This is a genomic window from Streptomyces sp. TAA204, from assembly GCF_000424965.1.
This window is the reverse complement of sequence record NZ_AUKW01000005.1, coordinates 230,077-253,262: the sequence shown is the minus strand read 5'-3', so window position 1 is coordinate 253,262 and position 23,186 is coordinate 230,077. Positions and strand designations below refer to the sequence as shown.

Annotated in this window: 16 protein-coding genes and 1 tRNA gene; 15 read left to right on the top strand and 2 right to left on the bottom strand. The window is 70.1% G+C overall.

Annotated features, from left to right (window positions below):
• Positions 1–231 precede the first annotated feature (231 nt).
• Positions 232–2,889, bottom strand: coding sequence for a DNA polymerase I (gene polA, locus H343_RS0111930; protein ID WP_078505453.1), 2,658 nt, complete (start codon positions 2,887–2,889; stop codon positions 232–234).
• A gap of 135 nt (positions 2,890–3,024) precedes the next feature.
• On the opposite strand from polA, the gene H343_RS0111925 reads away from it, so the two are divergent.
• The 7 genes from H343_RS0111925 (at position 3,025) to H343_RS0111895 (ending at position 12,203) form a co-directional block, all read left to right on the top strand.
• Complete coding sequence (locus tag H343_RS0111925) at positions 3,025–5,295, top strand: FdhF/YdeP family oxidoreductase (protein ID WP_106958829.1); 2,271 nt, start codon at positions 3,025–3,027, stop codon at positions 5,293–5,295.
• Between the two features lie 72 nt (positions 5,296–5,367).
• Positions 5,368–5,832 (top strand): PaaI family thioesterase, encoded by a 465-nt coding sequence (locus tag H343_RS0111920; RefSeq protein ID WP_037903542.1) that lies wholly within the window; start codon positions 5,368–5,370, stop codon positions 5,830–5,832.
• 633 nt (positions 5,833–6,465) lie between these two features.
• Positions 6,466–7,707, top strand: coding sequence for a branched-chain amino acid ABC transporter substrate-binding protein (locus tag H343_RS0111915; protein ID WP_028431331.1), 1,242 nt, complete (start codon positions 6,466–6,468; stop codon positions 7,705–7,707).
• Between the two features lie 101 nt (positions 7,708–7,808).
• Positions 7,809–8,738, top strand: a complete 930-nt coding sequence (locus tag H343_RS0111910) for a branched-chain amino acid ABC transporter permease (protein ID WP_028431330.1) — start codon at positions 7,809–7,811, stop codon at positions 8,736–8,738.
• Positions 8,739–8,743: 5 nt separating this feature from the next.
• Positions 8,744–10,576 (top strand): ABC transporter permease subunit, encoded by a 1,833-nt coding sequence (locus H343_RS0111905; protein ID WP_037903462.1) that lies wholly within the window; start codon positions 8,744–8,746, stop codon positions 10,574–10,576.
• Between the two features lie 5 nt (positions 10,577–10,581).
• Positions 10,582–11,490, top strand: a complete 909-nt coding sequence (locus tag H343_RS0111900) for an ABC transporter ATP-binding protein (RefSeq protein WP_028431328.1) — start codon at positions 10,582–10,584, stop codon at positions 11,488–11,490.
• On the top strand, positions 11,487–12,203 hold the full coding sequence (locus H343_RS0111895; protein WP_106958828.1) for an ABC transporter ATP-binding protein: 717 nt from the start codon (positions 11,487–11,489) through the stop codon (positions 12,201–12,203). Before H343_RS0111900 ends, H343_RS0111895 begins: the two co-directional genes overlap by 4 nt.
• A gap of 116 nt (positions 12,204–12,319) precedes the next feature.
• On the opposite strand, the gene H343_RS0111890 is transcribed toward H343_RS0111895, so the two are convergent.
• Positions 12,320–12,919, bottom strand: a complete 600-nt coding sequence (locus tag H343_RS0111890) for a response regulator (protein ID WP_078505521.1) — start codon at positions 12,917–12,919, stop codon at positions 12,320–12,322.
• Positions 12,920–13,100: 181 nt separating this feature from the next.
• On the opposite strand from H343_RS0111890, the gene H343_RS0111885 reads away from it, so the two are divergent.
• The 8 genes from H343_RS0111885 to pyk all read left to right on the top strand — a co-directional run bounded on the left by H343_RS0111885 (position 13,101) and on the right by pyk (position 23,131).
• Positions 13,101–13,173: transfer RNA gene (locus H343_RS0111885), tRNA-Leu, on the top strand.
• 110 nt (positions 13,174–13,283) lie between these two features.
• Positions 13,284–14,054 (top strand): helix-turn-helix domain-containing protein, encoded by a 771-nt coding sequence (locus H343_RS0111880; RefSeq protein WP_028431325.1) that lies wholly within the window; start codon positions 13,284–13,286, stop codon positions 14,052–14,054.
• 73 nt (positions 14,055–14,127) lie between these two features.
• Positions 14,128–16,671 (top strand): aminopeptidase N, encoded by a 2,544-nt coding sequence (gene pepN / locus H343_RS0111875; RefSeq protein WP_028431324.1) that lies wholly within the window; start codon positions 14,128–14,130, stop codon positions 16,669–16,671.
• 236 nt (positions 16,672–16,907) lie between these two features.
• Entirely contained in the window at positions 16,908–18,437 is a 1,530-nt protein-coding gene (locus H343_RS0111870) for a pyridoxal-dependent decarboxylase (protein ID WP_028431323.1), read from the top strand.
• 90 nt (positions 18,438–18,527) lie between these two features.
• Positions 18,528–20,213 carry a lysine N(6)-hydroxylase/L-ornithine N(5)-oxygenase family protein gene (locus tag H343_RS30225; RefSeq protein ID WP_486586876.1) on the top strand — a complete coding sequence of 562 codons (1,686 nt, stop codon included), beginning with the start codon at positions 18,528–18,530 and terminating at the stop codon, positions 20,211–20,213.
• 189 nt (positions 20,214–20,402) lie between these two features.
• Entirely contained in the window at positions 20,403–20,771 is a 369-nt protein-coding gene (locus tag H343_RS0111860) for a VOC family protein (protein WP_028431322.1), read from the top strand.
• Between the two features lie 45 nt (positions 20,772–20,816).
• Positions 20,817–21,536, top strand: coding sequence for an SIMPL domain-containing protein (locus H343_RS0111855; RefSeq protein ID WP_028431321.1), 720 nt, complete (start codon positions 20,817–20,819; stop codon positions 21,534–21,536).
• 158 nt (positions 21,537–21,694) lie between these two features.
• Positions 21,695–23,131: a pyruvate kinase gene (gene pyk, locus H343_RS0111850; protein ID WP_028431320.1), complete on the top strand. Its 1,437-nt coding sequence runs from the start codon at positions 21,695–21,697 to the stop codon at positions 23,129–23,131.
• The last annotated feature ends 55 nt before the right edge of the window (positions 23,132–23,186 follow it).

Genomic DNA, 23,186 nt, shown 5'->3' with positions numbered 1-23,186 from the left:
GGACGCAACACGCTGACCATACGACAACTCCCCGCGTGCGTCTGCGGGTCCCGGCACTCCGCACAACCGGAGCACATACCCACCACCCGTCACCGGCACGGGACGGACAACTCATCGGGGGACCTGCCGGTACGCCCGGGCACGTGCCCCACAGCGCGCACTCGGCACGGTGGAGTGTCCCGGTGCGCAGCACGGTGGAGTGTCCCCGGTGCGCAGCACGGTGCGCGGCGCTCAGTGCGCGGCGGACTCCCAGTCGTCGCCCGCGCCCACCGACACATCGAGCGGTGCCCGCAGCCTGACCGCACCGGCCATCTCCCGCCGCACCAGCTCCTCCACGGCCCCGCGCTCGCCCGGAGCGATCTCCAGCACGATCTCGTCGTGGACCTGCAGCAGCATCCGCGAGGTCAGCTTCTCCTCGCGCAGCGCCCTGTCCACGCCCAGCATCGCGACCTTGACGATGTCCGCCGCGGTGCCCTGGATGGGGGCGTTGAGCGCCATCCGCTCGGCCATCTCCCGGCGTTGGCGGTTGTCGCTGTTGAGGTCGGGGAGGTAGCGGCGGCGGCCCATGATGGTCTGGGTGTAGCCGCTGGCGCGGGCCTCGGAGACGACCCGGTGAAGGTAGTCGCGTACGCCGCCGAACCGCTCGAAGTAATTGTCCATCAACTTCCGCGCCTCGTCCGGCGCGACGTCGAGCTGCTGGGAGAGCCCGAATGCCGACAGCCCGTACGCCAGGCCGTAGGACATGGCCTTGATCTTGCGCCTCATCTCCGCGTCGACCTCGTCCTCACCGACGGCGAAGACCTGGGAGGCGACGGTGGTGTGCAGATCCTCGCCCGAGGTGATGGCCTCGATCAGCTTCTCGTCCTCGGACAGGTGGGCCATCACGCGCAGTTCGATCTGGCTGTAGTCCGCGGTCATCAGCGTCTCGAAGCCCTCGCCGACGCGGAAGGCGCGGCGGATGGCGCGGCCCTCGTCCGTACGGACGGGCACGTTCTGCAAGTTGGGGTCGGTCGAGGACAGACGGCCCGTCGCCGCGACGGTCTGGCTGAAGCTGGTGTGGATGCGGCCGTCGGCCGCGACGGTCTTGATCAGGCCCTCGACCGTGGTGCGCAGCTTCTGCTGCTCCCGGTAACGCAGCATCAGCACGGGCAGCTCGTGCTCGGTCTGGGTGGCGAGCCAGGCCAGCGCGTCCGCGTCCGTCGTCCAGCCCGTCTTGGTCTTCTTCGTCCTGGGCAGACCCAGCTCCCCGAAGAGCACCTCCTGAAGCTGCTTGGGCGAGCCCAGGTTGAACTCGTGCCCCACCGAGGCGTGCGCCTCACGCACCGCCTGCTGCACGGCGTCCGCGAACTGCTGCTCCAGACCGGTCAGCCACTCGCGGTCGGCGCAGATACCGGCGCGCTCCATCCCGGCCAGCAGCGCGGACGTGGGCAGCTCCAGGTCGCGCAGCAGCTCGGCGGCGCCGACCTGCGCCAGCCTCGCCTCCAGCACCTCGCCCAGGTCGAGGATGGTGCGTGCCTTGACCATCAGCGCCTGTGCCTCGGCCTGTTCGTCCACACCGAAGGCGAGCTGACCGTCCCCGGCGGCGGCAGGCCCGAGTTCGCGGCCCAGGTACTCCACCGACAGCGCGTCCATCGCGAAGGAGCGCCTGCCGGGCTTGTCGAGATAGGCGCCCAGCGCGGTGTCCATCACAACACCCTCGACGCTCCAGCCGTGCTCCGCGAAGACCCTCATGATCGCCTTCGCGTCGTGGACCGCCTTGAGCCTTCCCCCGTCGGCGCTCCACGCGGCGAACGCCTTCTCGTCCGGCTCCTCCAGCTGCGCCGGGTCGAACCAGGCCGCCGGGCCGTCCGCCGCGGCCAGGGCGATCTCGCTGACACTGCCCGTGCCCATCTTCCACACATCGACGGTGGCCAGGCCGAGAGTGCCGCCCGCGTGCCGCTCCAGCCACGGCCCCAGCTCACCCGCCGCGAGCACGCTGCCGTCGACCTCGACGCCGGCGGCGGCCGGGGAGGTCTCCTCCTCGCCCGTGCCCGGGTCCACCGCGAACAGCCGGTCGCGGAAGTTCTGATGGCGGAACTCCAGGGCGTCCAGCACGACGCCCAGGGTGTCCCGGTCGTAGGCGACGCGCTCCAGATCCCCGGGGCGGCAGGACAGCTCGACGTCCCTGACCAGCTCCGTGAGGTGACGGTTGAGCGTGACCGCCTCCAGGTGCTCGCGGAGGTTCTCGCCGGCCTTGCCCTTCACCTCTCCGGCGCGCTCCGCGAGCTGCGCGAACGAACCGAACTGCCTGATCCACTTCGCTGCGGTCTTCTCGCCGACCCCCGGAATGCCGGGCAGGTTGTCGGACGGGTCGCCGCGCAGAGCCGCGAAGTCGGGGTACTGCGCCGGGGTCAGGCCGTACTTCTCCTCGACCTTCGCGGGGGTGAAGCGCGTCAGCTCCGAGACTCCCTTCGTCGGGTAGAGCACCGTGACGTCATCGCTGACCAGCTGGAGGGCGTCCCGGTCGCCGGTGACGACGGAGACCTTGAATCCCTCCGCCGTCGCCTGCGCGGTCAGCGTCGCGATGACGTCGTCCGCCTCGAAGCCCTCGACGGCGAAACGCCGCACGCGCATCGCGTCCAGCAGCTCCCCGATCAGCTCCACCTGCCCCTTGAACTCGTCGGGCGCCTTGGAACGGTTCGCCTTGTACTCCGCGAACCGCGCCGAGCGCCACGTCTTGCGCGAGACGTCGAAGGCGACCGCGAAGTGCGTGGGCTCCTCGTCACGCAGCGTGTTGGAGAGCATCGACGTGAAGCCGTAGATCGCGTTCGTCGTCTGGCCCGTGGAGGTGGAGAAATTCTCCGCGGGCAGCGCGTAGAACGCGCGGTAGGCGAGCGAATGCCCGTCCATGAGGAGCAGATGCGGTGCGGTGTCCTGGGATGCCTTCTTAGCCACGTCCCCGATCCTCCCACGGCCCACCGACAGCGCGGCGCGCGCGCACTCCACGCGGGCGGGCGCACATGAGGGCGTGGCACCATCACTGGTATGCGAAAGCCTCCCGCACACGACCCCGTCCAGGACGCGCCGCAGGTCTCCGCCCCCCAGGAGTCCGCCGCCGGCAAGACCGCGGTGGCACGGTCGTTGCGCACCGCGCAACAGCAGATGGGGGTGCGCAGGACCGCGCTGACCCTGCTGCGCGTCAACCAGAGGGACGGCTTCGACTGCCCCGGCTGCGCCTGGCCGGAGCCCGCGAAGCGGCACAAAGCCGAGTTCTGCGAGAACGGCGCGAAGGCCGTGGCCGAGGAGGCGACGCTGCGCCGCGTCACCCCCGACTTCTTCGCCGCGCACCCCGTCGCCGACCTGGCGACGCGCTCCGGCTACTGGCTGGGGCAGCAAGGCCGGCTGACCCAGCCGATGTATCTGGCCGAGGGGGCCGAGGCGTACGAACCGGTGCCCTGGGAGCGTGCCTTCGACATCGTCGCCGAGGAACTGGACGCGCTGGCCTCCCCCGACGAGTCGCTCTTCTACACCTCGGGCCGCACCAGCAACGAGGCCGCCTTCCTCTACCAGCTCTTCGCCCGCGAGTTCGGCACGAACAACCTGCCGGACTGCTCCAACATGTGCCACGAGTCCTCCGGAGAGGCACTGACGGAGACTCTCGGCGTCGGCAAGGGCAGCGTCCTCCTGGAGGACCTCCACCAGGCGGACCTGATCATCGTCGCCGGCCAGAACCCGGGCACCAACCACCCGCGGATGCTCTCCGCGCTGGAGCAGGCCAAGACGGGCGGCGCGAAGATCATCACGGTGAACCCGCTGCCCGAGGCCGGCATGACACGGTTCAAGAACCCCCAGACGACACGCGGCCTGGCCGGCGGCGGCACCGCCCTGACCGACCTGTTCCTGCAGATCCGCCTCGGCGGCGACCAGGCGCTCTTCCGGATGCTCAACCGCCTCGTCATCGAGGCCGACGGCGGGCTCGACGAGGAGTTCCTCGCCGCCCACACCCACGGGTACGAGGACTTCTCCCGCGAGGCCCGCGGCACCGGCTGGGAGGAGACCCTGACGGCGACGGGCCTGGAGCGCGCCGAGATCGAAGACGCCCTGCGGATGGTGCTCGCCTCGCGCCGCACCGTCGTGTGCTGGGCCATGGGCCTCACCCAGCACAAGCACTCGGTGCCCACCATCCGCGAGATCGTCAACTTCCTGCTGCTGCGCGGCATGGTGGGCCGCCCCGGCGCGGGCGTGTGCCCCGTACGCGGCCACAGCAACGTGCAGGGCGACCGCACCATGGGCATCAGCGAACGGCCGCAGCCCGCGTTCCTCGACGCGCTGGAGCGGGAGTTCGGCATCGCCGCGCCGCGCGCGCACGGCCTGGACGTCGTGGACGCCATCCGCGCCCTGCGTGACGGCCGGGCCAAGGTCTTCTTCGCCATGGGCGGCAACTTCGTCGCCGCCTCACCCGACACGGCCGTCACCGAGGACGCCATGCGGCGGGCCCGCCTGACGGTCCACGTCTCGACCAAGCTCAACCGCTCGCACTGCGTCACCGGCGCCCGTGCGCTGATCCTGCCCACGCTGGGCCGCACCGAGCGCGACCTGCAGGGAAGCGGGGAGCAGTTCGTGACCGTCGAGGACTCCATGGGCGTGGTGCACACCTCCCGCGGACGGCTGGAGCCCGCGAGTCCCCACCTGCTGTCCGAGCCGGCGATCGTCGCCCGGCTGGCCCGCCGCGTCCTGGGCACCGCGTCGCGCACACCCTGGGAGGACTTCGAGAAGGACTACGCCCTCGTGCGCGACCGCATCTCCCGCGTCGTCCCCGGCTTCGAGGACTTCAACCGGCGCCTGGAGCAGGAGGGGGAGTTCACCCTGCCGCACGCGCCGCGCGACGAGCGGCGCTTCCCCACCGCCACCGGCAGGGCCAACTTCACCGCGGCACCCGTCACCTGGCCCCGCGTGCCCGAGGGGCGGCTGCTGCTGCAGACCCTCCGCTCGCACGACCAGTACAACACCACCGTCTACGGCCTCGACGACCGCTACCGCGGCATCAGCAACGGCCGCCGCGTCGTCCTCGTCAATCCCGCCGACGCCGCGGCCCTCGGCCTCACCGACGGCGGCTACGCCGACCTGACCAGCGAATGGACGGACGGCACGGAACGCACCGCCCGCGGCTTCCGCGTCGTCCACTACCCCACCGCCCCCGGCTGCGCGGCGGCCTACTACCCCGAGACCAACGTCCTGGTGCCCCTCGACGCGACAGCCGAGGGCAGCAACACCCCCGCCAGCAAGTCCGTGGTGATCCGCATCACTTCGACCTGAGCGCACGCTCAGCCACCTGATAGGACGGTGGCGGACAACAGCAACCGGCAGGGTGATCGGAGCCACATGCCCATGGAGCAGACCGCGAGCATTTTTTCGCAGGAGATCCTCGACCAGTGGTCCGGCCTCGGACTCGACCTGCCGAGCCTCTTCTCCGCGGGACACCTCGGCGACCGCATGGGGCTGCAGATCCTCCACGCCTCACCCGAAGAGGTCATCGGCACCCTCCCCGTCGAGGGCAACACCCAGCCCTACGGACTGCTGCACGGCGGCGCCTCGGCGGTGCTCGCGGAGACCCTCGGCTCGGTCGGCGCGATGCTGCACGGAGGTCCGGGGAAGTACGCCGTCGGGGTCGACCTCAACTGCACCCACCACCGCGGCCTCCGCTCGGGCCTGGTCACCGGCACGGCGGCACCCCTGCACCGGGGACGCTCCACCGCCACGTACGAGACCGTCATCACCGGCGAGGACGGCAAGCGCGTGTGCACCGCGCGGCTGACGTGCCTGCTGCGCGACTCCGGACAGCCCGGCGCCTGAGCCCGCGACACGCACCACCCTTCCCGCGGGGCGACGAGGACCGGCGCGGACGTCCGCCGCGGCGCGAGCGGCGGCCTGTCCGCACCCCGCCCGCCCTCGCCCGGCGGCGTCCAGCCGTCGCCGGGCGAGGGGGCTGCCCGCGGCAAGGCGCACGTACAGCGGCGGTCACCAGCTGTGACGGACTCCCGTGCGCAGCCCTCCCGCCTCACTCCGACATCACCCTGTGTGATGAACGTACGAGCCGGAATCCCCGCATCGTCCCCGGTGAGCGCCATGCCCGCCTGGCCGCGCACGCATTCCGGACGCCCCGCTGACCCTCCGGCTCCGCGGGCGCGCACAATCCCCGAACCAACTGCTGCTTCGCCCGGCGGAAATGTGTCCGCTACTCCCCCGACACAGCGGTGATCTTCCGGGAGCCTTCACCACGGACACGACCCGGTCGGACATCAATAACAAGAACGTCACACCTTGGTCTGCCCCTCTGCCCCCCGCGATGCCTCGGCCATAGAGTCACGGCCAGTCACCGCGCCGCCGGGCGTGGAACAGCAAGCCCTGAACGACGAACCCTCAGGGAGCCCGGCGCGCGACACGGCCCTTCATCTCCGAAGGCCCGCCATGGGGAAAGGACTGATCGTGCGCCACCGTTCCTTGCTCATCATCACCACCGCGATAGCCGCGGGATCTCTCACGCTGACGGCGTGCGGTTCACGCGGGGACGACAGCGGAGGCGGCAGTGGTGGAGACACCAAGACCCTCACCATCGGTCTCGACGCCCCGCTCTCCGGTGACCTGTCCGCGCTCGGCCAGGGAATCAAGAACTCCGCCGACCTCGCGGTCAAGACCGCCAACAAGAACAAGACCGTCGAAGGCGTCACCTTCAAGCTCCAGGCACTCGACGACGCCGCACAGCCCTCCCAGGGCCAGCAGAACGCCACCAAGCTCGTGGCGAACCAGGACGTCGTCGGAGCCGTCGGCCCGCTGAACTCCAACGTCGGCCAGTCCATGCAGAAGGTCTTCGACAAGGCCGGCATGGTCGAGGTCTCCCCCGCCAACACCGCGCCCGAACTGACACAGGGCAACGACTGGCGCAGCGGCAAGAAGGAACGCCCCTTCGAGACGTACTTCCGCACCTCCACCACGGACGCCATCCAGGGCCCGTACGCGGCGCAGTACATGTACAACGAGAAGAAGTTCAAGAAGGTCTACGTCATCGACGACAAGAAGACCTACGGCAAGGGCCTCGCAGCCACCTTCAAGGCCGAGTTCGAGAAGCTGGGCGGCGAGGTCGTCGGCACCGACCACGTCGACCCCAAGGAGAAGGACTTCAACGCGGTCGTCAACAAGGTCGCCAGGGCCAAGCCCGACTTCGTCTACTACGGCGGCGAGTACCCCGCCGGCGCCCCCCTGTCCGACCAGGCCAAGCAGGCCGGACTCGAAGGACCCGTCGTCGGCGGCGACGCCCTCTTCAGCGCCGACTACATCAAGCTCGCCAAGAAGAACTCCGACGGCGACATCGCCTCCTCCGTCGGCGCGCCCCTGGAGACGCTCGACAGCGCCAAGGAGTTCATGAAGAACTACGAGGCCGCCGGCTACGAGGAGGCCTACGAGGCCTACGGCGGCTACGCCTACGACGCCACCTGGTCCATCATCCAGGCCGTCAAGGCAGTCGCCGAGGAGAACGACAACAAGCTGCCCGAGAACATGGACGAGACCCGCGAGAAGGTCGCCGAAGCCATGCAGGACGTCAAGTTCGACGGCGTCAGCGGCGAGGTCGGCTTCGACGAGTACGGCGACACCACCAACAAGCAGCTGTCGCTGTACGAGGTCAAGGACGGCGAGCACAAGCCCATCAAGACAGGCACCTTCGAAGACTGAACCGGGCAACCCGCACGGTTCCGCACGCCCATCACGCCGAGCGGGGGCGCAAAAAGCGCCCCCGCTCGGCCTGTATCCAGACACCACTCGGAGGCCCCGCGGTGAACGACCTGCCGCAGCAACTGGCCAGTGGACTCATCCTCGGCGCGATGTACGGCCTCATCGCGATCGGCTACACGATGGTCTACGGCATCGTTCAGCTCATCAACTTCGCCCACGGCGAGATCGTCATGTTCGGCGCCTTCGGCGGCCTGACAGCATGGCTGATGCTCCCCGAGGGCACGTCCCTCCTGCTCGCCCTGCCGCTCATGCTCGTCATGGCCGTCGGCGTGTCCGTACTCGTCGGCGTCGGAGCCGAACGCTTCGCCTACCGGCCGCTGCGAGGCGCCCCGCGGCTCGCACCGCTGATCACCGCCATCGGCCTCGCCATCATGCTGCAGCAGCTGATCTGGGGCTTCTACCCGGACGCGAAGAAGGCCCGCACCTTCCCCCGCTTCAGCGGCGACAGCCTCGAATTCCTCGGCGCCACCATCCAGCGCGGCGAACTCTTCCTGCTGATCGCCGCCCCCGTCTGCATGGCCGGCCTCGGAGTGTTCGTCGCCAAGACCCGCACCGGCCGCGCCATGCAGGCCACTTCGCAGGACCCCGACACCGCGAAGCTGATGGGCATCAACACCGACCGCATCATCGTCACCGCCTTCGCCATCGGCGCGGGCTTCGGCGGAGTCGCCGCCATCGCCTACGGCCTCAAGTACGGCCAGATCGACTTCAAGATCGGCTTCATCCTCGGCCTCAAAGCCTTCACCGCGGCCGTCCTCGGCGGCATCGGCAACATCTACGGCGCCATGGTCGGCGGCCTCGTCCTCGGCCTCGCCGAATCACTGGCGACCGCCTACATCGAACACATCCCCGGCATGGACCTCTTCGGCGGCGGCGCCTGGAAGAACGTATGGGCGTTCGTCCTGCTGATCCTCGTCCTGCTCATACGACCCCAGGGCCTGCTCGGCGAACGCATCGCGGACAGGGCGTGATAGCGATGGCAACCACCAACACCGACATGCACACCCCCGCACCCGCCGGGCCCGCCGAACCGCTCGACACCACCGGCGCCCCCGGCACCCTGCCGCTGCCGCCCGGGGCCGCCCGCATCCTCACCCTCGCCGGCAGCGTCACCACCTTCGCGAGCACCCTGCTCGCCTGGACCTGGACCAGAGAGTTCCCCGGCGACCTCACCTACTACGGCTCCCCCGTCGACCTGCAACTCCTCACCCTCGCCGGGTCACTGCTCACCCTCGCCATGCTGCTCTCCGGCAGCGGCGTACGCGGACTCCGCTGGCTCACCCCCGGCGGCCGAACCGCCCCCGTGATCCTGATGTCCCTCGGCACCCTCGGCGTCGCCTGGTTCAGCGCCGCGGCCATAGCCGTCGTCCTCGGCGGAGTCGTCAACTTCGAACCCGGCATGTGGGTCGCCGTGCTCGGCAGCCTCACCGCCGTCGTCGGCGCACTGGGCCTCCGCGCCGACGAACCCTTCGACCCCGCCGACCCGGCGCTGCGCGACCCGGGTGCCTGGCAGCGGTTCCGGCACTCCCTCAAGGCCCCCGCACCCGGCCCCGGCAAGCGACTGCCCGGCTGGGCCGAACTGCTCATCATCGCCGTCTCCTTCGGCGTCGGACTGTTCGTCTTCACCTACGGCATCGACACCCCCTACGGCGAACTGTTCATCGGCTTCCTCATCCTGGTCGGCACCGGCGCCGCCGCACTCGGACGAGCCGGACTGAGCCGCCGGCTGGCAGGAGTCACCGCCAAGCACCGCAACATCACCTTCACGGCGGCCTTCGTCGCCGCCGCGTGCTTCCCCTTCACCCAGAGCAGCGACCAGTACACCTCCGTCGCCGCGAACATCCTCATCTTCGCCACCGTCGCCCTCGGCCTGAACGTCGTCGTCGGCCTCGCCGGACTCCTCGACCTCGGCTACGTCGCCTTCCTCGGCGTCGGCGCCTACGCCGCGGCACTGGTCTCCGGCTCGGAAACCTCCGTACTGGGCGTGCAGTTCCCCTTCTGGGCCGCCGTCCTCACCGGCGCACTCGCCTCACTCGTCTTCGGCGTCGTCATCGGCGCCCCGACACTCCGGCTGCACGGCGACTACCTCGCCATCGTCACCCTCGGCTTCGGCGAGATCTTCCGCATCGGCATGGAGAACCTCGACGGCTCCTCCGGACCGTCCGTCACCAACGGCGCCAACGGCATCGCCAACATCCCCGACCTGGAGATCGCGGGATTCAACTTCGGCGAGGACCACACCGTCCTCGGCTTCGAACTCGGCCCGTTCGCCAACTACTACCTGCTGATGCTGCTGTTCACGATCGTCATCGTGACGATCTTCCAGCGCGCCGACCACTCCCGCATCGGCCGCGCCTGGGTGGCCGTCCGCGAGGACGAGACCGCGGCACGCGCCATGGGCATCAACGGCTTCCGCGTCAAACTCATCGCCTTCGCCCTCGGCGCCACCCTCGCCGGAATGGCCGGCACCGTACAGGCCCACGTCACCTCGTCCGTGACCCCCGAGCAGTACCAGTTCGTCGAGGTCGTACCGCCCAACTCCGCCTTCCTGCTGGCAGCCGTCATCCTCGGCGGCATGGGCACCGTCTCCGGACCGCTCATCGGCGCCTCACTGCTCTACCTCATCCCTGCCAAGCTCCAGTTCATGGCCGACTACCAACTCCTGCTCTTCGGCCTGGCGCTGGTGCTCCTGATGCGCTTCCGCCCCGAAGGCCTCGTCGCCGACCGGCGCAAGAAGCTCGAATTCCACGAAACCGGCCAGCTCGACGTCCCCGCAGGCGACCCCGGCCTCAGCAAGACGGAGGCATGAGGAAGATGACCACCACGACAGCGACCAGCACCCCCGGGACCACACCACCGCAGAAGCAGTCCGTCCTGCGGGCCTCCGGAGTGACCAAGCGCTTCGGCGGACTGACCGCCGTGCACAACGTCGATCTCGACGTCGACGCCGGTGAGATCGTCGGCCTCATCGGCCCCAACGGCGCAGGCAAGACCACCTTCTTCAACTGCCTGACCGGCCTGTACGTGCCGACCGAGGGCGAAGTGGCCTACAAGGGCAGGATCCTGCCGCACCGCTCCCACCTCGTCACCAAGGCAGGCATCGCCCGCACCTTCCAGAACATCCGGCTCTTCGCCAACATGACGGTCCTCGAAAACGTCCTCGTCGGCCGCCACACCCGCACCAAGGAAGGCCTCTTCTCCGCCCTCGTGCGCGGCCCCGGCTTCCGCAGGGCCGAACGCGGATCCGAGGAACGCGCCATGGAACTCCTCGAGTTCACCGGCCTCGCCGGCAAACGCGACCACCTCGCACGCAACCTCCCCTACGGAGAACAGCGCAAGCTGGAGATCGCCCGGGCCCTGGCCAGCGACCCCGGACTGCTGCTGCTCGACGAACCCACCGCCGGCATGACAGCCGGCGAGACCACCGCCACCCGCGACCTCGTCCTCGCCGTACGGGAGAAGGGCACAGCCGTACTCGTCATCGAGCACGACATGCGCTTCATCTTCAACCTCTGCGACCGCGTCGCCGTACTCGTCCAGGGCGAGAAACTCGTCGAAGGAACACCCGAACTCGTCCAGAGCGACGAACGCGTCGTCGCCGCCTACCTCGGCACGCCCTTCGAAGGGGAACCGGGCGAAGCAGAAGCCGAGGAAGTACGCCAGGCCGAACAGCACCGCGACGCCGAGAGCACCCACGAGACCCCGAAGGGAGGCAACGTCTGATGCCGCTGCTCGAAGTCGAGGACCTGCGCGTCGCCTACGGCAAGATCGAAGCCGTGAAGGGAATCTCCTTCACCGTCGAGGCCGGACAGGTGGTCACCCTCATCGGCACCAACGGCGCCGGCAAGACCACCACACTGCGCACCCTCTCCGGTCTGCTCAAACCCCTCACCGGCAAGATCACCTTCAACGGCGAAGTGATCAACGACATCGGCGCCCACAAGATCGTCGCCAGGGGACTCGCACACTCCCCCGAAGGCCGCCGCATCTTCCCCCGCCTCACCATCGCCCAGAACCTCCAGCTCGGCGCCTTCCTCCGCAAGGACACCGCCGGCATCCAGGAGGACATCGAAAAGGCCTACACCCTCTTCCCCATCCTCGGCGAACGCCGCGGACAAGCCGCCGGCACCCTCTCCGGCGGAGAACAGCAGATGCTCGCCATGGGCCGCGCCCTGATGTCACGGCCCAAGCTCCTCATGCTCGACGAACCCTCCATGGGGCTCTCTCCGATCATGATGCAGAAGATCATGGAGACCATCAGCGAACTCAAGTCCCAGGGCACGACGATCCTCCTCGTCGAGCAGAACGCCCAGGCAGCCCTCTCCCTCGCCGACCACGGACACGTCATGGAGATCGGCACCATCGCCCTCTCCGGCACCGGCCAGGAACTCATGCACGACGAATCCGTACGCAAGGCCTACCTCGGCGAGGACTGACGCGACACGAACGGGGACCGTCCCGGCACACCGACAGCACCGGGACGGCCCCCACTCACGCAGACGCAGTCACGCGCACGCGCACTCACGCGCACACTCACGCACGCGCAACAGCCCTACTGCTGCTGCCTCTTCTTCTCCTCGCCGTCGGCGATCACAGCCTCCGCGACCTGCTGCATCGACAACCGCCGGTCCATCGACGTCTTCTGGATCCAACGGAACGCCGCCGGCTCGGTCAGCCCGTACTGCGTCTGCAGCACACTCTTCGCCCGGTCCACCAGCTTGCGCGTCTCCAGCCGCTGGGAGAGATCCGCGACCTCCTCCTCCAGCGCCCGCAACTGCGTGAAACGCGAGACCGCCATCTCGATCGCCGGCACCACGTCGCTCTTGCTGAACGGCTTCACCAGATACGCCATCGCACCCGCGTCCCGCGCCCGCTCCACCAGCTCACGCTGCGAGAACGCCGTCAGCATCAGCACCGGCGCGATGCCCTCCTCCGCGACCCTCTCCGCGGCGGAGATCCCGTCCAGGACCGGCATCTTCACATCGAAGATGCACAGATCCGGACGGTGCTCCCGCGTCAGGTCCACCGCACTCTGGCCGTCCCCGGCCTCGCCGACGACGGAGTAGCCCTCCTCCTCGAGCATCTCCTTGAGGTCCATCCGGATCAGCGCCTCGTCCTCCGCGATCACCACGCGCGTGGTCAGCGGAGGCACATGGGCGCCACTCTGCTCCTCGGCCTGGACGGCCTCGGTCTCGGTACCGGAGTTGTTGGGCTCGGGGACGTCCGCGGTGCTCACTGGGCTCCTCGTTTCCGCACAGGTGGGAGGTACGAGGGTACCGGGGTCCTGTATGGTGGTGACACAGCAGGAGGGCCCGAACCTTCGAATTGCAGACGCCCCGGTAGCCCAACGGCAGAGGCCATGGATTCAAAACCCATACAGTGTCGGTTCGAATCCGACCCGGGGCACTTGGCCTACGATTCCAAAGTCGCAAGCGACTTCGAGGATCTTCGCCCGCACGAAGGAACACCCCTTCGTTGCTCTGCACGTCGCACACGAGCTCGCCAATATCGCGAGCATGTACGACATCACAGTCCGTAAACAGGCTCTCGCGCTTCTCGGCCAGGGCCGCAGCCTCAACTCCGTGAGCAAACAGACCGGTATCTCCCGTTCGGCACTCCGGTCCTGGCAGATGCGCCTATTGCCCTTGCAGCCCGGCCGGGCCACGTGCGCGAGATGCGCGCAGCCGCCGGAGCCTCCCCCCGACAAGGCCGCCTACGTCTACCTACTGGGCCTCTATCTCGGGGACGGCTGCGTCAGCCGCCTCGCCCGGACGTTCTCGCTGCGCATCGCCTGCGCCGACGCCTGGCCGGGGCTCATCGACGAATGCTCCCGGGCGATCAGGGCGGTCCGGCCCGGCTACAAAGTCATGCGGGTACAACGGCAGGGCTGCGTCAACGTCACTGCGTACAACGCCCATTGGCCCTGCCTCTTTCCCCAGCACGGACCGGGCAGAAAGCATGAGCGGCCCATCTCGCTCGAAGCCTGGCAGCAGGAACTCGTCGACTCACATCCCTGGGAGTTGGTGAAAGGGCTGATCCACTCCGACGGCTGCCGCATCACCAACTGGACGACGCGCGCGGTCCGCGGCGTACGAAAACGCTACGAGTACCCGCGCTACTTCTTCACCAACAGGTCCGACGACATCAGGAAACTCTTCACCGACACCCTGGACTCCCTCGGCGTCGAATGGACCACGCTCGCCCGCGGCAGCGATCCGCTCAACATCTCCGTCGCCCGGCGCGCGTCCGTGGCGCTGATGGACGCGCACGTCGGCCCGAAGTACTGAGCCCCACCGGGCCGCCGTGCACGGAAACTTACTCCGGTGCGCCGCGCGGCGGCCGTGCGGCAGCATGGCGCGCATGTCCGTACTGACGCGCGCTGAGGCGCAGACGCGAGCCCGGCTGATCGACGTGGAGCGGTACGCCGTCGATCTCGATGTGACGTGCGGTGAGGAGGTCTTCGCGTCGACGGCGGCCGTGCGGTTCTCGGTGCGGGAGGGTCAGGGCGGCGCGGAGACGTTCGCGGAGGTGCGGCCCACGGAGCTGGTGCGGGCGGAGCTGGACGGGGTGGCGCTGGAGCCGTCGGCGTTCGAGGACGGACGCCTGTGGCTGCGGGGTCTGGCCGAGGGGCCGCATGAGCTGCGCGTGGAGGCGCGGATGCCGTATTCGCGGGTCGGTGAGGGGATGCACCGGTTCACCGATCCGGCGGACGGGCGGGTGTATCTGTATTCGCAGTGTTTTCTGGCGGATGCGCCGAAGGTGTTCGCGTGTTTCGACCAGCCGGATCTGAAGGCGGTCTTCGAGGTTTCGGTGACGGCGCCGCAGGGGTGGACGGTGCTGGGGAACGGGGTGGCGCGCCGTACGGGCGGGGGCCGTTGGGTGTGTGCGGAGACGCCGCCGCTGAGTACGTATCTGGTGGCGGTGGTGGCGGGGCCTTACCACTCGGTGCACGCGGAGCATGCGGGGCTGCCGTTCGGTCTGCATGTGCGGCAGTCGCTGGCGGAGCATCTGGACGCGGACGCGGAGGAGTTGCTGGACATCACGCGCCGGTGTTTCGACCGTTATCACGAGGTGTTCGAGGAGCCGTATCCGTTCGACTCCTATGATCAGGCGTTCGTGCCGGAGTTCAACGCGGGGGCGATGGAGAATCCGGGGCTGGTCACGTTCAGGGACGAGTACGTGTTCCGGTCGGCGGTCACCGAGCTGGACCGGCGGACGCGCGGTGTCACGGTGGCGCACGAGATGGCGCACATGTGGTTCGGGGATCTGGTGACGCCGCTGTGGTGGGACGACATCTGGCTGAACGAGTCGTTCGCGGAGTTCATGGGGTATCAGACGCTGTTCGAGGCGACGCGTTTCTCGGGCATGTGGACGGATTTCGCCGTGCAGCGCAAGGGCTGGGGCTACGACGCGGATCAGCGCGCCTCGACACATCCGGTGGCTCCGGAGCCGGGGTCCGTGCCGGACACGGCTTCGGCTCTGCTGAACTTCGACGGGATCTCGTATGCGAAGGGGGCCTCGGCGCTGCGGCAGTTGGCCGTGTGGCTGGGTGAGAGGGATTTCCTGGCGGGCGTCAACAGGCATCTGACACGGCATCGTTTCGGGAATGCGGAGCTGTCGGACTTCCTGGACGCGCTCGCGGGTGTGTCGGGGCGCGATGTGCACGGCTGGGCGGAGCGGTGGCTGCGCACGACGGGCGTGGACACGTTCTCGCTGCGGGTGGCGGAGGGCAGCGGGCAGTGGTCGGTGGCGTTGGGGCACGAGGGGAGCCGCCCGCACCGGATGGCGCTTGGTCTCTACGATGTGGCGCCGGCCGATCCGGGGCGTCTGGTGCTGCGGGAGCGGCTGGAGCGTGAGGTGGGGGCGGACGAGGCGGAGCCGGTGGTGGTGGCCGGGGGGCCGCGTCCTGATCTGGTGCTGGTGAACGACGGGGACCTCACGTACGCGAAGGTGCGTCTGGACGAGGGGTCGTGGGGTGTGGTGCGGGCCGGGTTGTCGGGTCTGCCGGAGGCGATCTCGCGGGCTGTGGTGTGGAACGCGGCGCGGGAGACGGTGCGGGACGGCGGATTGGCGCCGGGTGAGTATCTGGAGGCCGTGCGGGCGCATGCTGGTCGGGAGCCGGATGTCGCGCTGCTGGAGAGTGTGCTGACGTTCGCTCGGGGGACGGTGGCGGAGCGTTTTCTGCCTGCCGGGCGGCGTGAGGGTGCGCTGGGGCTGCTGTCGGGGGTGTGCCGTGAGGTGCTGTCCGGGGCGGCCGCGGGCGCGGCGGTGGATGGTGGGGGTGCCGCGGATGTGGAGGGGCTGCGTCTGACGGCGGTGCGTCAGTTGATCGACTGTGCGGTGTCTTCGGAGGAGTTGTACGGCTGGTGGGTCGCGGGTTCGGCGCCGGGGGGTGTGGTGCTGGACGCGGAGTTGCGGTGGCGGTTGTTGCTGCGTCTGTCGGTGCTGGGTGCGGTGGGTGGTGCGGAGATCGATGCGGCGCTTGCGGCGGACCCGGGTGCGAAAGGTGAGGAGGGGGCGGCTCGTTGCCGGGCGGCGTTGCCCGACGCGGCGGCGAAGTCGGCGGCGTGGGAGGCGATGTTCGCTCATGACCGGTTGTCGAACTATGTGCTGCGGGCGACGGCGCAGGGGTTCTGGCAGCCGGAGCAGCGGGAGTTGCTGGAGGGGTATGTGGAGCGGTTCTTCGTGGATGCGGTGCCGGTGGCTGCTCGGCGTGGTGCCGCGGTGGCGGAGCTGGTGGGGCGGTTCGCGTTTCCTCGTCCGGTGGTCGAGGAGTGGGTGGTGCGGCGTGGGGAGGAGTGTGTGCGTGGGGAGGGTGTGACGCCGGCGCTGGGGCGGGAGTTGGCCGATCAGCTGGATGAGTTGCGGCGTGCTGTGCGGGTGCGGGCTCGGTGGGAGCCGTAGGGCTGCGGGGTCGTTCGGCGGGGCGGCGTGGGGTTTCCGGGGTGCTGCGGGGGGTGTGGAGGCTCGGCCGGAGGTGGTCACCCCTTCGGGCGAAAGGGGTGCGTATCGAGATCAATGGAACCCGTGCGCACGTAGGTTAGGGCCGCCTCACCATTTCTCCTGGGTCCGGCGGGCGCCTGCTGTGTGCGCGCCGGGCTGCGGAGTCGTGCGACCGCGCCACTGAAAGAGTCCCGCTCATGCCTGCGTACGCCGACGATCCCCGCCTCCTCGCGGGCGGCACCGAAGGGGCCGCCGCTCTGCGCCCGTTGACGGGTGTGGTGCTCGACGCTCTGGAGGAGGGGGCTGCGGCACGCTGTGGTCCGCTTCCCCGTGGCGGCCCGCTGCGGGTGGCGGAGGCGGTGCGCGCGGCGCTGGAGGACGGTCCGGGCGGCGGGGTGATTCCCGAGCGGGGTACGGGCGCGGCCGAGGCGTTGGGCTCGCTGGTGCGGATGACGGCCCAGGGGGCGGCTGATCCGGCCGATCCGCTGTGCGTCGCGCATCTGCACTGCCCGCCGCTGGCGGTGGCGGCGGCGGCCGATATGGCCGCCAGTGCGCTCAATCCGTCGCTGGATTCCTGGGACCAGGCGCCGGCTGCCTCGGAGTTGGAGGCGGCGACGTGTCGTGCGCTGGCGCGGCTGGTTCACGACGGGGACGGCGGCGGCAGCGTCGGTCCCTCCGGGGGTGTGCCGGACGCGCTGGTGACCACTGGCGGCACCGAGTCGAACCAGTTGGGTCTGCTGCTGGCACGTGAGCGGTTCGGCGCGGGGCTGCGTGTTGTCTGCGGCGCCAACGCCCATCACAGTGTGCACCGTTCGGCGTGGCTGCTGGGTTTGCCGGAGCCGGTGCGTGTGCCGGCTCCGCGTGGTGTGCTGGAGCCGGAGGCGCTGCGCGGGACGCTCGCCTCCCTCGGGGGTGGCGGCCCCCGGCCGGTGCTCGTGGTCGCGACGGCGGGCACGACGGATTCGGGGGCGATCGATCCGCTGTCCGAACTGGCCGATGTGGTCGGTGAGTACGGCCGGGGCGGTGCGGCCGGGCGGCGGGGCGTGCGGCTGCATGTGGACGCGGCGTACGGGGGGATGCTGCTCTTCAGTCACCGGCTGCGCGCACGGCTCGCGGGGCTGGAGCGGGCCGACAGCGTCACCCTGGATCTGCACAAGCTGGGCTGGCAGCCTGTCGCCGCGGGGGCGTTCGTCGTCCCCGACCGCCGTGCGCTTGCTCCGCTGGACCACAGTGCGGGCTATCTCAGCGCCGACGACGACACGGCTGCGGGGCTGCCGCCGCTGCTGGGCCGTTCGCTGCGTACGACGCGCCGGCCGGATGTGCTGAAGGTGGCCGTCACGCTGCGCGCCTTGGGGCGGGCGGGTCTGGCGTCGCTGGTGGAGCGGACGTGTGCTGTGGCGGTGCGGTTCTCCGAAACGGTCGCCGCCGACGGCAGGTTCGAGCTCTTCGGTGCGCCGGCGCTGTCGACGGTGCTGTTCCGGCCGGCGGGGGCGGACGCGGCCGAGGTCTCCCGCGTGCGGCGTCGTCTGCTGACCGACGGGCGTGCGGTGCTGGGCCGGGCCGAGATGCCCGGGGGCGGTGCGGGCGAGGCCGGCAGCGCGAACTGCGGTACGGGCGGGGGCGGCGGCTTGTGGCTGAAGGCCACCCTGCTCAATCCGCACACCCGCGTCAGTGATCTGGAGAGCCTGCTCAAGCTCGTGCACGACGCGAGGTCTTCGCCGCCCTGACGCCAGTGCCCTCTCCCGTACGCCCGTACGCCCGTCCGCCCGTCCGCCGAACCGTGCCCCCGTCTCCGTCCGAGCAAGGAGCCGCCGCCCATGACGACAGCCGACGACCCGCACATGTCTCCCTCCGGCCCCGCTCCCCTCCTCCCGCCGCACGGCGGGGCCGAATCCGCCTCGCCTGGCGCTGAGTTCGGTGGCACGCGGCACGGCCGGGAGGCGGCGGCGCCGCTCCCGTACGGGCTGCCCGGGCAGCGCACCACGCCGGACGGCGGCGGGGGGCGGGCGCGGCGTCCCGCCCCGCGCCGTCCCCTGCCCGCCGCGGCGCCCGAGCAGCGGCCGCTGGATCTGGCGGGCGTCGGGATCGGTCCGTGCAATCTGTCGCTGGCAGCCCTCGCCGACGGCATCCCCGGTCTGCGCACCGCGCACTACGAGCAGCGCTCCGGTTTCCACTGGCATCCGGGCATGCTCATCGAGGGCGCCACGCTGCAGGTCCCGTTCCTGGCGGATCTGGTCACGCTCGCCGATCCCGCGTCGCCCTGGTCGTTCCTGAACTACCTCAAGTCGCGGGACAGGCTCTTCCCGTTCTATTTCTCCGAGCGTTTCCACATCGAGCGTGCCGAGTACGACGCGTACTGCCGCTGGGTGAGCGAGGGGCTGGTGGCCGGTGACGAGGGGGAGAGTGGGGCGGCGGGCCCGGGGCTGCACTTCGGCCACCGTGTCGACGGCGTGCGCTGGCAGCCTGAACGCGGCCTGTTCGAGGTGGACTTCACGCGGCTCGACGCCGGGGAGGAGGGCGCACCGCCCGGTCGTTGCCTGGCGCGCAATCTCGTCATCGGTGTGGGCAGCGCGCCGTATGTTCCCGAGCCGTTGCGTGCGCTGGCGGCCTCGACCGGTGCGGGCGCTCCGGTGGTCCACTCGTCCGGGTATCTCGACCACCGGGAGCGGTTGCTGGCCGCGGGTCATGTCACGGTCGTGGGGTCTGGCCAGTCGGGTGCGGAGGTCTTCCTGGATCTGCTGCGGCACCGTCCCGCCGGGCGGGAGGGTCTGCACTGGCTGACCCGTAGCGGCGCGTTCGCGCCCATGGAGTACAGCAAGCTGGGCCTGGAGCACTTCACACCGGACTACACCCGCTACTTCCACGGGCTGCCGGAGCGTGTGCGGGACGAACTGGTCCCCCGGCAGTGGCAGTTGCACAAGGCCGTCGATCACGGCACTCTCGGTGCGATCCATGACGAGCTCTATCGCCGCACTCTGGACGGGGGCTGGCCGGATGTGGTGATCACGCCGGGGGTGGCCGTCCGTACGGCGGGACGTGTCGGGGCGACGCGGCTGGAGCTGCATCTGGAGCAGGCGGAGCAGGACGTACGCACGCGGCTGGCGACGGACGCGGTGGTCCTGGCGACGGGTTACCGGGAGCGTCCGCTGGACGGTGTGCTGGCCTCCCTCGAACCGTGGCTGCGGCGGGACGCCTCGGAGCGGGTGCGTGTGGATGACCGGTTCCGGCTGGTGATGGATCCGTCGGTCACGGGTGCGGTCCATGTGCAGAACGCCGAACGGCACACCCACGGTGTGGGGGCGCCGGATCTGGGGCTGGCGGCGCACCGCAGTGCGGTGATTCTCAACTCCCTGACGGGCGAGGAGCATTTCCGCATTCCCCGGCGCACGGCGTTCACGACGTTCGGACTGCGTCCGGAGGGGGCGCTCGCGGACGGCTCTCCCGGGGTTGCCGAGCGCGCGGACCGCGGGCACGCGGATTTCCGTCCTCTGCGCATGAGTTGATCAGGACGCGGGTCCGGTCCGGTCCCGTCGGGGCGCGGGTCCGGTCCCGTCAGGGCGCGGGTCCGGTCCCGTCAGGGCGCGCGGGGCGCTCTCTTCCGGCGGCGGCGCGGGACGGCCGCCGGAAGCGGTGGCCGTCCGCCTTCGGTGCGGGCCGGTGACAGGCGCGTCCCATGGTGAAAGACTGTTGGGATGTTCGATCACATTTCGATTCAGACGCAGGACCCCGCCGCAGCAGCGGCCTTCTACGACACCGTCCTGTCGCCCCTGGGAGCCGCACGGATTCTCGACTTCGGCGAGGTCATCGGCTACGGCAGCCGGGCTCCCGCCTTCTGGCTGGGCCCCGCCACCGGAGAGGGCCGGGCCCGCGAGGGGCACATCGCGTTCGCGGCACCCGACCGCGCCACCGTCGACGCCTTCCACGCCGCGGCCGTCGAGGCCGGGGCGGAAGTGCTGCACGCGCCCCGTCTCTGGCCCGAGTACCACGAGAGCTACTACGGGGCCTTCGTCCGCGACCCGGACGGCAACAACATCGAGGCCGTCTGCCACAGCCCCGGCTGACCGGAGGCGCGGCGGGCACCGTGACAGGTCTGCGAGAGTGACCGCATGACGAACACACCCGGTCACTCCGCAGCCCCCTCTCCCGTTCCCTACGGCACTCCCGACGAGCCGCGGGTGGCCGTGCACGGGGAGGCGAGCCTCGAGTTCGACCCGGAGATCGCCCGTATCGGGGTGCAGGTGGGCGCGCGGGGCACCGACCGGCGGGAGGCGCTGGAGGCGCTGACGCGGCGCAACTCCCAGGTCCTGGAGCTGCTCAAGGGCTACGGCGAGGCGGTCGAGAAGCTCTCGACCGGCGCCTTCTCCGTCTCCCCCGAACTGACGGAGAAGGGACGCCGTGAGCGCGTACGCACGTACCACGGCCGGGTGCAGATCACGGCGACCGTCAGCGACTTCACGGCACTGGGCGAGATGAGCACACAGCTCGCGGATCTGGAGATGACCCGGGTGGACGGCCCGTGGTGGGCGCTGCGCCCGGACTCCCCCGCCCACCGCGAGGCTCGGCAGCAGGCTGTGCGCGAGGCGGTGACACGGGCACGGGAGTACGCGGGGGCGCTGGGCGCGGAACTGGTGGCGCTGGTGGAGCTGGCCGATCCGGGAGCGGAGGGCAGCACGCCGTCCGCTCCCCCGCCTCCCGGGGCGCGGGCGGCCGGTTTCCGGGGCGCGCCGGCCGGTGAGGCGGCTCCGGCGCTGGACCTGGAGCCGCAGCGGCAGCGGGTGCAGGCGCGGGTGAACGCGCGTTTCCTGATGAGCCGTCCCTCCCTGTGAGGCGGTGCTCGCGGGGAGTGTCCGGAGCCACCGCGGAGTGCTCATCGGAGCGGGCGCTCGCCCACTTTTATTGGTTGTCAATGACCGGCCGGGCAGAGGTCGTTGGCGGGACGTCCGCGAGCCGTTCTCTACCCATGGGTAAGTCGTAGGCTCGTACCATGCGCCGCGCAAAGATCGTCAGCACACTGGGCCCCGCCACCAACTCGTACGAGCAGATCAAGGCACTCGTCGACGCCGGGATGGACGTGGCCCGGTTCAACATGAGCCATGGCTCGCACGCCGAGCACGAGGAGCGTTACCACCGGGTGCGCAAGGCGTCCGAGGAGGCCGGCCGCAGCGTCGGCGTCCTCGCTGATCTTCAAGGTCCGAAGATTCGGCTGGGGCGTTTCCGTGAAGGGCCGGTACTTCTTGAACGCGGCGACGAATTCTCCATCTCCGTGGAGGAGATGGAGGGCGACCGGTCCTGCTGCGGCACCACATACGCCGGGCTGGCGGCCGACGTGACGGCGGGAGAGCGCATCCTCGTCGACGACGGCCGCGTGACGCTGGAGGTCGTCGGCGTCGAGGGTCCGCTCGTTCGGACTCTCGTCGTCGAGGGCGGCATGGTCTCCGACCACAAGGGCCTCAACCTCCCCGGTGTCGCGGTCTCGGTGCCCGCCCTGTCCGAGAAGGACGTGGAGGACCTGCGGTGGGCGCTGCGCACGGGCGCGGACGTCATCGCCCTGTCCTTCGTGCGCAGCGGGCACGACGTGAAAGAGGTCCACCGGGTCATGGAGGAGGAGGGCCGCCGCCTCCCCGTCATCGCGAAGCTGGAGAAGCCGCAGGGTGTGACGAACCTGGAGTCCGTCGTCGACGCCTTCGACGGTGTGATGGTCGCCCGCGGCGACCTCGGAGTCGAGATGCCCCTGGAGTCGGTGCCGCTGGTGCAGAAGCGCGCGGTGAAGCTGTGCCGGCGCAACGCCAAGCCCGTCATCGTCGCCACCCAGATGCTGGACTCCATGATCGAGTCCTCCCGTCCGACGCGGGCAGAGGTCTCGGACGTGGCGAACGCCGTGATGGACGGCACGGACGCGGTGATGCTCTCGGGCGAGACGAGCGTCGGAAAGCACGCCGTCGAGACGGTGCAGACCATGGGGCGCATCGTGGAGGCGGCCGAGGCGGAGCTGCTCGCGAAGGGGCTGTCACCGCTGACTCAGACCAGCAAGCCGCGTACGCAGGGCGGTGCCGTCGCGCGGGCGGCCGCGGAGATGGGCGACTTCCTCGGTGCGAAGTTCCTGGTGGCCTTCACACAGTCCGGTGACACCGTGCGGAGGCTCTCGCGCTACCGCTCGCCGGTGCCGGTGCTCGCCTTCACCCCCGATCCCGCCACCCGCTCGCAGCTGAGCCTGACCTGGGGCGTGGAGGCATTCCTCGTCCCCACTGTGCAGAGCACGGACGAGATGGTCGATCAGGTCGACGAGCAGCTGATGAAGCTCGGACGCTGCGCGAAGGGCGACCTGGTCGTGATCACGGCCGGTTCGCCGCCCGGCGTCCCCGGCTCGACGAACCTCGTCCGCGTCCACCACATCGGGGAGGACGACACCCCCCGGCTTTGAGCAGGGGCGGCGCCGGCCCCCGGGGTCCGGCTCGGGGATCCCGCGTGGTGGGGCC